Raw genomic sequence first — 12,227 nt, forward strand, 5'->3', positions numbered from 1 at the left:
TATTATCTACACAAATCGTACAAATTAGCCAATTGTCATTACATATGAAGTGATAGACCATCTACTGCCAAAGCAGCTTCTCCTAATACTTCTGATAAGGTTGGATGGGCATGAACGGTATGGGCAATTTCCCAAGGAGTTGCTTCGAGCATTTGACCTAATGCAGCTTCGCCAATTAAATCTGTAGCATGTGGCCCAATAATCGTTATCCCAAGAATGTCATCTGTATTCTTATCGGCAATTATCTTGGTAAACCCCTCTTTCTCTCCATGAACAAGTGCTTTTCCAATTGCTTGGAACGGAAAATATCCAACTTTGACTTCATATCCTCTTTCTTTAGCTGTTGCTTCAGATATCCCTACACTTGCAATTTCCGGTGCGGTATAAATACAACGGGGTATTTGTTCATACGGAATCAAATATGTTTCTTCCCCGACAATTGTATCCACTGCGAGAATACCCTCATGCATGGCAACATGGGCTAATTGAAGTGTTGGGATACAATCTCCAATTGCAAATATTTTATGATCATGTGTACGACAATTTTCATCTACAACGATTGCGCCTTTTTCCAGTTTAATTGCGGTATTTTCTAAACCAATTCCCTCCACTACAGGACTTCTTCCAACGGAGACAAGCAGTTTTTCTGCGGAAAAGATGTCTTTTTTTCCATTTACTTCGGCGCTAATTTGCACCCCTTTTTCTGTTAATCTACAACTCTTTGCATCAACTAAAGCATTGGTTACAATCTGTACTTTTTTCTTTGTATAAATTTTTTGTAATTCTTGTGAAATGTCCTCATCTTCTGTCGGGACAATTCGCGGACTATATTCTAAAACTGTAACTTTTACACCGAAATCATTAAGTAAAGAGGCCCATTCCATGCCAATAACCCCTCCACCAATAATGATGATGCTTTTAGGTAATTCTTTAAGTGACAGCGCCCCATCTGATGAAAGAACTTGCTTTTCATCTAATGTTAGGCCTGGCAAGGATCTTGGTTTGGAACCTGTCGCAATAATTGTATTTTTTGCTTCAATACTTGTTTCTTTTCCTGCTCGATCAGTGATTTTTAAAATGGAATTAGAGTGAAAGAAACCGGTCCCTTCATAGACATCAATTTTCCCTTTCGCCATCAATCCTTTTATTCCAGCTTCTAATTGGCGCACAATCATTTCTTTTCTTTTTTGCGCTTTTTGAAAATTCACTGCTATATTTCCACTTACTTCTACCCCAAAGCTTGCAGCATTTTTAAATGTAGTAAATACTTCTGCTGTACGCAATAATGCTTTACTTGGAATACAGCCACGGTGAAGACAAGTTCCACCGAGCTTATCCTTTTCTATTACTGCAACTGTCTTTCCTTTTTGAGAGGCACGTATTGCTGCTACATACCCTCCCGTACCTCCACCTAGGACTACGACATCATATTTTTTCATTCTTGATTCCCTTCCTTCTACAGAGAGGCAACAGAAAAATGGTGAGCTATTGCCGACAATTAGTATCCATGCTTCGAACCAAAGCAATCATATTGAATTTGTCTTTTAAGTTAGCAGCACGATCACAGAGAAAAATCGCACTGCTCCGCTTCTTAAATTTTCTCAAACACTCAATAAATATTGCTTCCTAACAGGTATAGAGCTGCAATCATTTTTCATTTGCGTGCCTATCTACTTTTTACACTCTTTTTATCTATAACACTAGTAAATATGGATGTTCTAGATAATAAACAACTCGGTTCAAGAAATCTCCTGCTGGTGCTCCATCAAGCACTTGGTGATCAAACGTTAAGCTTAAAGGTAATTTTTTCACTGTTTTTACTGTTCCATTTTCTAGTTTTAATTCGTCGATAAATGTTCCTACACCAAGAATTCCTGTTTCAGGGGTATTTAGGACTGGGGTAAAATATTCAATTCCCTGTTGGCCTAAATTAGAAATAGTAAAAGTTGATCCCGTTAGTTCATTTCCTGGTAATTGTCCATTTCTTGCTTTTTCCGTTACAGACGATATAGCTTTTGCTAATTCCCCGAGCGGAAGCCGTTCTGCATTTTTTACTACCGGGACGACTAATCCGGCATCTAAAGATGTGGCAATTCCTAAATGCACCTCATCAAATAAATATAATTGGTCATCAATTAAATGAGTATTCATAAAGGACTTATCACGCAAGCTTAATGTAACGGCTCTGGCAATAAGCACCGTTAAAGTTAATCGGACATCAAGTTCACTTTCCATTACTTGTTTCTTAATATCCTTTTGAAAATCTAGCAGGGCATTAATTTCTGCTTTTCGATGCAATGTTAATTGTGCAGTTGTAAACAGGCTTTGCTGCATTCGTTTTGCAATGGTTTGACGCATAACAGATAATTTTTCACCGTTTACGCCTGTTGGTTGTACAACAGTTGCAGTTTCTTGCTCCACTTTTGGTTTTGTTGGTACTTTTTCTTCTCCACGCTTGTCAGCAAATGCTTGAATATCTCTTCGCGTGATTCGATTATTTGGTCCTGTTCCTGTAACTTTTTGTGTATCCACTTGCAATTGTTGGGCAAGTTTTCTTGCAGCAGGAGAGATCCGAATTCGCTTATTTGTATCTTTCACTTTCACTTCCGCCTCTTGTTGTGCCGGCTCTTTTTCCTCTAACGTTGAATCTTTTCCTTCCTTAACATCATGATTACTTTCACTTTCCGCTTCCTTTTCATTACCTATTATTCCAATTGGCTTTCCAACTTCTACTTCATTATCGACGTCTTCGATAATTTTAAGAAGTACTCCATCTGATGGTGCCTCTACTTCACTTGTAAGTTTTTCTGAGCTAATAACAGCCACTCCTTCCCCTTCCGTGACGGATTCTCCAGGCTGTTTTAACCACTCCACAATGGTGCCTTCTTTCATGGTCATTCCTAATTTCGGCATCACAATAGCAGTTGACATATTTTCACCTCCACTTATCGAGCTAAAGTTAATTCATTAATTAATTCATATGCCGTATTGACAACTTTTTCTGCGTTTGGTATATATAATTGCTCTAAATTAGTTGCAAATGGAACTGGAGTATGTGGCGCCGTTATTGTTTTAATTGGAGCATCTAAATAATCAAATCCTTTATTAGCGACAAGTGCTGCAATATCGGTTGCTACACTACAGCGTGGATTTGCTTCATCGACAATAATTAGCCTTCCAGTTTTTTCGACAGAATCTAAAATTGGTTCTTCTTCCAGTGGAGATAATGAACGTGGATCGATTACTTCCACTTCCACTCCTTTACTTGCTAAAATATCTGCTGCTTCCATCGCAACATGGACCATTTTTCCAATTGCCACAATGGTAAGATCACTACCTGCTCTCTTCACTTCTGCTTTTCCAAGCGGAATGGTATAGTATCCCTCCGGCACTTCCCCTTTCATGCTATAAAGGGTTTTATCTTCAAAGAATACAACTAAATCATCGTCTTCAATTGCTGAAAGTAATAAACCTTTTGCATCATATGGATTAGATGGCACAACTACCTTCAAACCTGGAATAGCGGTAAACATACCATATAAAGTCTGGGAATGCTGTGCGGCCGCACTTGCACCAGCGCCATGGTTTGTACGAATAGTTAAAGGCACTCTTGCTTTTCCACCAAACATATAACGCATTTTCGCTCCCTGATTAAGCACTTCATCTAAACAGCTTCCAATAAAGTCGTTAAACATTAATTCTGAAATCGGACGTAAACCAGTAACTGCTGATGCTACAGCTGCTCCCATATATCCAGCTTCCGCAATCGGCATATCGATAACTCTTTTACGGCCATATTTATTTGCTAATCCCTTGGTAACACCAAAAACGCCACCCCATGCTTCTTCGTCTTGTAAGTGGTCAACAGTTGCACCACCCGCAACATCTTCTCCAATTAAGATAACTTTATTATCTCTCTCCATAGCAATATCCATTGCTTCATTGATAGCTTGTGAAAATGTAATCTTTCTTCCCATTCTTCCTTCACCTCATTCTTTTATTATTTGTAGTTGACATACACATCTTCTAATAACATGGATGGGTCAGGCTGTTTACTATTTTTTGCAAATTCTACTGCATTGTCCACTGCCTTTTCCACTTCGTTCTCAATCTGTTCCACTTCTTTTTCCGTTAACAAGTCATTCGCAAAAGCATACGATTTAAAGATTTCGATACAGTCTTTATCTACTGGCCACTTCTCACGATCTGTTTCCGATTTATACTTTTGGGCATCTCCTTCAAAGTGACCATAATTTCGATACGTAACCGCTTCAATAAGAGTAGGACCTTCTCCATTTCTAGCTCGTTCCACTGCATCTTTAGCAGCATTATAAACAGCTACTAAGTCTTTTCCATCAACTCTTACTCCTGGAATACTATAGCCAGTTGCACGATCAATAATTTGTTTACAGGAAGTAGAATAATGATATGGAGTGGCTTCCCCGAAACCGTTATTTTCTACTACAAAAACAACAGGCAGCTTTAAGATAGAAGCGATGTTTATTGCTTCATGAAATGTTCCATGATTATTAGAACCATCTCCAGAAAAGCAGACAGTTACGCTATCTGTTCCCTCAACATAGGCTGTTAAAGCGGCACCAGCTGCAAGGGGGAATCCTCCACCAACAATGCCATTAGCCCCTAACATGCCAACGTCAAGGTCAGCAATATGCATAGAACCTCCTTTGCCTTTGCATATCCCTGTTTCTTTTCCAAAAATCTCTGCCATCATACTATTTAAATCACAGCCTTTAGCCAAACAATGACCATGACCTCTATGTGTACTCGTTATATAATCTTTATTCGTTAAATGTGCACATACACCAACAGCAATTGCTTCTTCTCCTGCATACAAGTGAACAAAACCTGGGATAGCCCCGGTTGAAAAGATCTTATGAACTTGATCTTCAAACTTTCTAATTTCATTCATTTTCGTATAGGCCCAATAAGCAGTTTCTTTCTTCATTTTCTTTCCTCCATTCTATATTCCAGTATTAACACACTTCGATGATACAACATATTTTTATTTTTTGAAAGCGCTTAAAACCTTGATAATTCAACATCCAACACCTTTTCCGCCTACTAAAATGAGACGAATTTTCTCATTATTTCTCACTTTTCTCACCATCATTTTATATAAAAAAAGACGCACATTTTCTTAGTCAATAATTACTTTGCAAAAACCTGTTTATCATTAAACAAAAAAAAGATTGGAGAATGTGAAAGACCACCATTTCGGTTGTCTTATTTATTCTCCAATCATGTAATTTTGTCTCACTTTTGTCTCACTATTTCCCAAACTGAGAATGTGAACATTTATAAAAAATTTTTTAGTTGATATTTTTTTATTTTTCTATATAGTGTTGCACGAGACATATTTAGTTCTTTTATTGCCTCTGATACATTTCCATGATGTTTTTTTAATGCGTTTGTAATTGCCTGAATTTCAAATTTAGTCTTCGGATCCTTTCTATAGTACGATTTTTGCATATGTTTTTCCGCGATCATTACTTGCTCATACAACTGTTCTTCAGTTGGCGCAACCTCTTTATATAAAATTCTGCATCGATCGAGAGCATTATATAATTCGCGAACATTTCCATACCATTGTCCCTTTGAAAATAGTAATTTCCAATTTATCCTCCACTCCGGATGCCAATTGTTTTTGTCACAATAGTAATCAATCAAAGCATTTATATCTTCGTTTCGTTCACGCAAAGGAGTAAGATAAATGGGATAGGCATAAATATAGTAGAATAAATCCTGATCTATTATCCCCTGCTCTACTAGATCACGGATATCTTTCGTGGAAGATGTGATAAAACGATAAGATTTATGATGTTCCCTTTCCTTTTCCTGTAAGATGGTTAACAGCATTTGCTGAGAGGAAATCGACAGTTCTCCTATCTCTTCCAAAAAAATCGTTGCTTCCTCAACCACTTGATGCTTTTTCTTAGTCAAACGTTGCAAATCTGTAGAAAGAAATCTTTGAAGAATATCCTTAGTTAGCATCGAACAGTGTAATTTATAAAAAGGGGACGTGGATTTTGGGCTATTTTCATGAATACAACTCGCAAGAAATTTTTTGCCAACTCCTGTTTCTCCTATTAAATGCACCGTAGTATCTGTGGGTGCGACATTTTTAATAGATTCCATCACTTGCTTATAACTTTCGCTTACTCCTCTACTTCCATTTAAAACAAAGCTTGTTTCCGCACGGAGAGGTATTCGATATCCAATGAGTCGATGTTGGTGCATAATTGGGATATGTACAGCAGATACTGCGCCAGTCTCTTGCGCGAATCGACTTAATGATGTGCCAATCCACTTTTGATATTTTTGCTGAAGATTTTTTGGAAGGGCACAAATGTATTTATCAATGGTACAAACAATGTATTGTCCAGTGCTTTGGAAAGTTGTTCGCAGCAAAAACTCCATATCCTCGTGCATCTTTTTTTTCCAATCAAGTGAAATGGAATCCGCAATAAGCTTAACACATGCTAACACATATGGCTGGTTAATAGATTGATAGAGACTAGATACATTCAAAACTCCTATCATTTCTTTATGCTGGTTAAAAATTGGTGCGGCGGAACAATTCCATTGTTGGGATGCTTTCGAAAAATGTTCATACCCTCTAACCATCATGGGTTTTTTATATCTTGCCGCGAGACCAATTGCATTTGTTCCTACTTCTATTTCTCCCCATTTTGCTCCTTCTTTGAATCGGATCGTTTCTGCTGCAATGTTAATTGAACTTTCCCCTTCTTTATATAATATGTACCCATCTCTATCCGTTAAAATAATAACAAAACGCCAGCCTCGCAGAAACTTTTGTAAACGCTTAACATTTTGCTTAGCTAAAGTAATCAATAATTCATTTTCTACCAATCTTTCTTCGAATTCCTCTGGGGTCAAGATACAATCAGTTATTCCATCATGTGGGTTCAAGCCTTTTTGCCGACAAAGATGCCAAGATTCTTCAATCTCTGGTGTTAAATTTGCTGGTTCTAAAGATCCTTCTTGAATAAACCGAGTCCACACTTCCTTTGTATCTATTTTACCAGTCATAAGTATCCCCCTTATTCTAGTTATTACATAGAATCTTTATTTGTATTATAACAGGAGTACTTTTTTAGTAAAAGGTTTCCGTTCTTACTCTTGGTAACTTCTTTACATTTTAAAAAGGGATTTGTCTTACCCAAAAAATTTTCTTATTTCAAGAGTGATCTCTGATCCAATTGATTATTAATATCGCAATTTCCTTTCAAGCTTCTAATGGACATTTTGGAACCTTACAAAACATTAGCTTGTAGGTATAGAGCAATCTATATTGAAAAAAAGAGAGAAATTCCCATCAATGGAGACTTTCGTTTCCCCCACTGATGGATAACTTCTCTTTCACTTACTGGCTTCTCCAGTTTTTCAGTCTGTTATAGTGCTGTACCTACATTTTTGTTGGATATTGAAGGGATTTATATTAAAACACTTTTCGCTGGTAAATCACTGTCGCCACTCCCCATGAGGCTAAATAGACAACAAGAATAAAAATGGTCGCTCCTGTATATAAAGTTGGAAGGGATAAATTGATAATAAAACCTGTTATGCTGGTTAAATGTTCCCCTAGAAAGGTAACGATTCTAGGGCCTATGGCTGATAATACAAGAAAACTGATAATAACCACTGTTGTAATATAGCCAGGCTTAAGCATATAGAACAATGGAAAGGTGAAAGCAGCAAACAGCAAGAAAAAACCACTCCCAACGACAATATCTGTAAGTGTAAATGGTTTATTAAAAAGAAACAAGGCTGCACTTGTTAGTAGAATAGATGCTAACATATACACAATTGCCCCAATATAGCGTGATGCAATGATTTCCTTTCGTGTATAAGGTAAGGAATTTAATAATATATTTGTCTCTGCTTTTTCATCATATGCATATGCATTAAACGGGATAAAAATACTAGCGACGAGAAAAATGTAAACAGAGTCTAAATTCATCACAATAAAAAATATGATAAAAGGGATAAATACTAAGAGTTGCCTTTTCTGAAGGATTGCATCACGTCTTATTAAATTAAACATATTGCATTCCTCCTTTTGTGTAGTACATAATATCTTCTAATGTCGCATGTTCGATCACAACACTCTCACCAAATACCTGTTCCACTTCTTTTCGATCATCTGTTAATGCCACAAACCCCGTTGGACCACGATTTAGATGAACAAAGCTTTTTTCTGTGTCTCTATCCAGTAAATCCAGCCCTCCCTTAACAACTGCATAGTTCTCTGTGATATCCAGTGTTGATTGATTAAAAATCAATTCTCCTCTTTGTATGAAGGCAATATAATCGGCAATACGATCTAAATCTGTAGTAATATGAGTGGAGAAAAACAGAGTACGATTGCCATCGACCATTAACTCTTGTAACAGATTCAACAGTTCTCTCCTAAAGATAGGATCCAAGCCTGCTGTAGGTTCGTCCATAATGATTAATTCGGCATGATGGGATAAAGCGATTGCTAAAGATGCCTTCATCTGCATTCCTTTTGAAAAAGTCTTAATAGCTTTTTTTAGTGGTAACTCAAATTTTTCTACATAATGATAAAATAATCTATCATCCCACTGCTTGTATGCAGGTCCCACAATGCGTTTTATATCGATTAAGTTCAGTCCTTCAAAAAATACATTGCCATCATATACAAAGCCAATCCGTTCCTTGATTGCCTTTTCATGTGTTTGATAATCTAATCCAAAGAGTTTCACTTGGCCAGCATCTGGCTTTAATAAATTCATCATCATCTTAATCGTAGTTGATTTCCCAGCTCCATTTTCGCCAATAAAACCCGTTATAAAGCCTTTTTTCACTTCTAAATTTATATTATTGACAGAAAAACCCTTGAATTTCTTCGTGGCATTCCTTAGCTCTACCACATTTTCCATTCTTCTCACTCCTCATACAAAATATTGAATAACTGCAGTAAATCCTCATACGGCAAGCCGATTTCTTTACTATTGGCGATAACAGCACTTAGCTGTTCTTCAATAACCTTCAATTTCTTCTCCCTGATTACATCTAAATTCTGCTCAGCCACAAACGACCCTTTACCAACAATCGAGTAAATAAAACCAGCTTTCTCCAATTCTTCATATGCTCGTTTTGTTGTAATCACACTTATCTGCAAGTCTTTAGCTAAGTTGCGTATGGAAGGCAGCGCTGTTCCTTCCTTTAGTTCCCCTGCTAAGATAGACGACTTAATTTGATTGGTAATTTGTTCATAAATCGGCTCCTTTGAACTGTTTGAAATAATTATTTGCATGCTTATCCCTCTTCTTTTATCTTTCACACTTAATATAATGTATATATACTATATACACATTATATACAAAGTTACTATATAGTGCAACCACCATTTACATTATTTATGTTATAAGATTATTTACTAAGGATTAGCGAATTTTTAAACATCTATATTTAGGCTATTCCAAAAATGAATTTTCTTGTTATCTAAGTGAATAAAGGAAAAAAAGAGCTTATGCGATAATTAGATTATCAACATAAGCTCTTTGTAAAAAATTGCTCGGCCGTAGTTCCCGTTCATTTTTTAGTTTCCGGCAAATATTTTGTGCAATAAGCTGCCAGCAATAACAAAACTACATTAATGAGCCAAACAGCAAGTCCCATATACTTAAACCAAATGGCTAATAAGCAGTTTATACTTATAAGAAAAAAGGAAATTGGTGTCAACATACTTTTAAATCCAGTTACACCTGCTTTTTTTCTTTGTTTAATCACGCTAATTACTGAAATAACAAGTATGATTACAGCTACTATTGATAAAACTATCTCCATCATACTCTCACTCCTGTCTTCCCATTGTTATCTATATATACGATTCAGAATGGTATTAGTTTCACTCAACAGGACAAGAAAACTCTGTTAATACTAAGTGGATTCCCAGCAAATAAATAATATTTTAGACAAGACACATACTACAAACGGAGGTGAAATACATGAAAACTAAGGATAATTTTCTAGAAGGTGCCAAAATTACGGATGATGCTCATACATATGGGCCGCCAAATGGTGGAAGTGAAAAACATCATTCCCCTCAATCTGTTCCAAATAGAGAAGCAGCTAAAACCGGCAAAAAACAGAAATAGGATAAGGAAGTTTCAATTTTTAACAGAGAAATTATATCCAAATGACAGACCAAATAACACAGCTTGGTCTGTCATTTGCTGTTAAAGGAAGAGTTATTTCCTTTCCTGTTGTTTATTCCTTTTAAGAAAAGGCTATATATTAGTAACTAATAAATAACTTTTCATTGTCTTTACTGTTATGATAATAATTATTTGAGGAGGTGCAGGATGATTAATCACATAAAATATCAGTGGCGTGTGACAAAATACAATCCAGCGTTTCGGGATGAAAATGGCTACTTTACCTTAACGGAGGAATGGACTTCCCCTACCCAGATTGGAGAGATCATTAACGGTAAAAAATTCACTTTAGATGAATATCTTCAAGTCGAGAATGCTTATGTTGAGGCTGTTATGAAATTCTTGGAAGAAAGCGGGATTCATTCATTAAGAATTTTAAACCTAACAAAACAGGAAGTCTCAGAAAGAGATTTAACCGCTTCCTTATATGAAGCTGCATTCGATCAGTTAGTGCTACAAGAAGACATGCTTATAGAGAGGAATGAAATACGCCTTATTTGCAAAATGGTATTGCGAAATTTCCTAGAATGTCAGTTATATGCTAAAGATAAATTCTTTGTGCATTTTGGATGGGATTACTATATGTACATAGGTTCTTACGTTAATTGCCCATCTGCTATCGATTATGCGACAAGGAACGGACTTTATGTGGAAGCATTTCAATCACCATACTATTTTTCCGAGGAAGAAACGATCAGGCAAGTACAATGGTATGAAATCAACGATCCCTCCATGATAATTGTAGGAGAAGAACAACTTCCAGCTATTCCACTTGCTGAGTATCGAAGCATTTTTAATTTATCAAGCGAACATCCCATTGTTGGAACTTTTGATATCAACGAAGGACAATTGGATTTTTTCCAAAAACATTTGCAACACACCATGAACATAAACAAATATGCCTATAGTCTTTGGGCTGGCTATTAAGCCATAAGAAGAGGAATTCGACGTTTTCCTCTTTTTAATGCCCGTTTCTTTTCTTATAATTTATCTCCTTTTCAGTCACCGTTATTCTATTCTAAATCCATCGCCATTTTCAACTTGGAAAAACATCATCAAAAGTACATCCATATTAGCTTCCCTATTCATAACTTTCGTTGTTAAATACTTATTTTATAATTCCCTTTATCCCTTTTTTCCATTATAATTCTACTTACAAATATATACATAAGGAGAGTGGGAGAATGGGAAGCTATCAAAGTGAAACCGATAATTGGAATGCAAGTTTATATGATAATAAACATTCCTTTGTTTCAAAATTCGGAAATAATTTAGTCGAGCTATTAGCTCCAAAGCAAGGAGAGAAAATTCTTGACCTTGGCTGTGGGACAGGAGATTTAACAAATACCATCCACAAATATGGGGTAGAAATATTAGGTATTGATAAATCAGAAAATATGATAAACCAAGCTCTTAATAAATACCCTAGTCTAACTTTTATGGTTCGTGATGCTACAAGCTTGGATTATCTAAATGAGTTTGATGCTGTATTCTCTAATGCCACTCTCCATTGGGTACACCCTCCAATCCAAGCATTAAAAGGTATTTACCAATGTTTAAAACAAGGTGGAAGATTTGTTGCTGAATTTGGCGGAAAAGGCAATGTAGAAACAATAACAAATGAAGTGATACAGCAAATAAAGCAAGCAGGATTCCCGTTCAGCGCAGAGCATTTCCCTTGGTTTTACCCAAGTGTCGGGGAGTATTCAAATTTAATGGAAAAAGTCGGATTCCGGGTTACCTTTGCACAACACTTTGATCGACCAACTCCCTTAATTGGGGAAAATGGCTTAAGAAATTGGATTAACATGTTTGGAAGCCAACTGTTTCATAATATTCCAACAGAAGCTAAGAACGAAATCATTGCAAAGGTTGAAAGAAATGTAAAGGATACTTTATATATTGATGGAAAATGGATGGCTGACTATAAAAGGATTCGAATAATTGGCGTGAAAGAATAATAGAGTCTAGCGAGGAAACAGAAGGTTTTCCTCGCTCTCT

At 36.3% G+C, this 12,227-nt stretch carries 12 protein-coding genes; 3 read left to right on the top strand and 9 right to left on the bottom strand.

Features of this window, described 5'->3' with window-relative positions; genetic code table 11:
• Positions 1–38: 38 nt before the first annotated feature.
• The 9 genes from lpdA to NiCM35_RS21800 all read right to left on the bottom strand — a co-directional run bounded on the left by lpdA (position 39) and on the right by NiCM35_RS21800 (position 9,858).
• Positions 39–1,439 (bottom strand): dihydrolipoyl dehydrogenase, encoded by a 1,401-nt coding sequence (gene lpdA / locus NiCM35_RS21760; RefSeq protein WP_163185544.1) that lies wholly within the window; start codon positions 1,437–1,439, stop codon positions 39–41.
• A 253-nt stretch (positions 1,440–1,692) separates the two neighbouring features.
• Positions 1,693–2,931, bottom strand: coding sequence for a dihydrolipoamide acetyltransferase family protein (locus NiCM35_RS21765; RefSeq protein WP_163185548.1), 1,239 nt, complete (start codon positions 2,929–2,931; stop codon positions 1,693–1,695).
• Between the two features lie 14 nt (positions 2,932–2,945).
• Positions 2,946–3,977, bottom strand: coding sequence for an alpha-ketoacid dehydrogenase subunit beta (locus tag NiCM35_RS21770; protein WP_095328397.1), 1,032 nt, complete (start codon positions 3,975–3,977; stop codon positions 2,946–2,948).
• A 23-nt stretch (positions 3,978–4,000) separates the two neighbouring features.
• The gene (locus tag NiCM35_RS21775) at positions 4,001–4,966 is read right to left on the bottom strand and encodes a thiamine pyrophosphate-dependent dehydrogenase E1 component subunit alpha (protein WP_433780752.1); all 966 of its coding nucleotides are present in this window, start codon (positions 4,964–4,966) and stop codon (positions 4,001–4,003) included.
• 350 nt (positions 4,967–5,316) lie between these two features.
• Positions 5,317–7,071 (bottom strand): sigma-54-dependent Fis family transcriptional regulator, encoded by a 1,755-nt coding sequence (locus NiCM35_RS21780; protein WP_341122840.1) that lies wholly within the window; start codon positions 7,069–7,071, stop codon positions 5,317–5,319.
• A gap of 409 nt (positions 7,072–7,480) precedes the next feature.
• Positions 7,481–8,086, bottom strand: coding sequence for an ABC-2 transporter permease (locus NiCM35_RS21785; RefSeq protein ID WP_123257576.1), 606 nt, complete (start codon positions 8,084–8,086; stop codon positions 7,481–7,483).
• Entirely contained in the window at positions 8,079–8,945 is an 867-nt protein-coding gene (locus tag NiCM35_RS21790) for an ABC transporter ATP-binding protein (RefSeq protein WP_095328393.1), read from the bottom strand. The genes NiCM35_RS21785 and NiCM35_RS21790 overlap by 8 nt, the downstream gene beginning before the upstream one ends.
• 5 nt (positions 8,946–8,950) lie before the next feature.
• Complete coding sequence (locus NiCM35_RS21795) at positions 8,951–9,322, bottom strand: GntR family transcriptional regulator (protein ID WP_047940229.1); 372 nt, start codon at positions 9,320–9,322, stop codon at positions 8,951–8,953.
• Positions 9,323–9,600: 278 nt separating this feature from the next.
• Positions 9,601–9,858: a hypothetical protein gene (locus NiCM35_RS21800; RefSeq protein ID WP_235850186.1), complete on the bottom strand. Its 258-nt coding sequence runs from the start codon at positions 9,856–9,858 to the stop codon at positions 9,601–9,603.
• Positions 9,859–10,016: 158 nt separating this feature from the next.
• Between NiCM35_RS21800 and NiCM35_RS21805 the strand changes: the two genes are divergently transcribed.
• The 3 genes from NiCM35_RS21805 to NiCM35_RS21815 all read left to right on the top strand — a co-directional run bounded on the left by NiCM35_RS21805 (position 10,017) and on the right by NiCM35_RS21815 (position 12,187).
• On the top strand, positions 10,017–10,166 hold the full coding sequence (locus NiCM35_RS21805) for a hypothetical protein (RefSeq protein WP_163185526.1): 150 nt from the start codon (positions 10,017–10,019) through the stop codon (positions 10,164–10,166).
• 207 nt (positions 10,167–10,373) lie between these two features.
• Positions 10,374–11,153, top strand: coding sequence for a DUF7683 domain-containing protein (locus NiCM35_RS21810; protein ID WP_123257575.1), 780 nt, complete (start codon positions 10,374–10,376; stop codon positions 11,151–11,153).
• A 257-nt stretch (positions 11,154–11,410) separates the two neighbouring features.
• Positions 11,411–12,187: a class I SAM-dependent methyltransferase gene (locus NiCM35_RS21815; RefSeq protein WP_433780753.1), complete on the top strand. Its 777-nt coding sequence runs from the start codon at positions 11,411–11,413 to the stop codon at positions 12,185–12,187.
• Positions 12,188–12,227 lie beyond the last annotated feature (40 nt).

This window comes from Niallia sp. M35, from assembly GCF_050971705.1.
GTDB lineage: Bacteria > Bacillota > Bacilli > Bacillales > Cytobacillaceae > Niallia > Niallia circulans_A.

What these genes read in the sequence shown, in the direction of transcription:
- NiCM35_RS21800 (WP_235850186.1), bottom strand. Translation starts at nt 9,858, where the DNA reads ATGATGGAGATAGTTTTATCAATAGTAGCTGTAATCATACTTGTTATT.
- NiCM35_RS21780 (WP_341122840.1), bottom strand. Translation starts at nt 7,071, where the DNA reads ATGACTGGTAAAATAGATACAAAGGAAGTGTGGACTCGGTTTATTCAA.
- NiCM35_RS21805 (WP_163185526.1), top strand. Translation starts at nt 10,017, where the DNA reads ATGAAAACTAAGGATAATTTTCTAGAAGGTGCCAAAATTACGGATGAT.
- NiCM35_RS21790 (WP_095328393.1), bottom strand. Translation starts at nt 8,945, where the DNA reads ATGGAAAATGTGGTAGAGCTAAGGAATGCCACGAAGAAATTCAAGGGT.
- lpdA (WP_163185544.1), bottom strand. Translation starts at nt 1,439, where the DNA reads ATGAAAAAATATGATGTCGTAGTCCTAGGTGGAGGTACGGGAGGGTAT.
- NiCM35_RS21770 (WP_095328397.1), bottom strand. Translation starts at nt 3,977, where the DNA reads ATGGGAAGAAAGATTACATTTTCACAAGCTATCAATGAAGCAATGGAT.
- NiCM35_RS21785 (WP_123257576.1), bottom strand. Translation starts at nt 8,086, where the DNA reads ATGTTTAATTTAATAAGACGTGATGCAATCCTTCAGAAAAGGCAACTC.
- NiCM35_RS21810 (WP_123257575.1), top strand. Translation starts at nt 10,374, where the DNA reads ATGATTAATCACATAAAATATCAGTGGCGTGTGACAAAATACAATCCA.
- NiCM35_RS21765 (WP_163185548.1), bottom strand. Translation starts at nt 2,931, where the DNA reads ATGTCAACTGCTATTGTGATGCCGAAATTAGGAATGACCATGAAAGAA.
- NiCM35_RS21775 (WP_433780752.1), bottom strand. Translation starts at nt 4,966, where the DNA reads ATGAAGAAAGAAACTGCTTATTGGGCCTATACGAAAATGAATGAAATT.
- NiCM35_RS21815 (WP_433780753.1), top strand. Translation starts at nt 11,411, where the DNA reads ATGGGAAGCTATCAAAGTGAAACCGATAATTGGAATGCAAGTTTATAT.
- NiCM35_RS21795 (WP_047940229.1), bottom strand. Translation starts at nt 9,322, where the DNA reads ATGCAAATAATTATTTCAAACAGTTCAAAGGAGCCGATTTATGAACAA.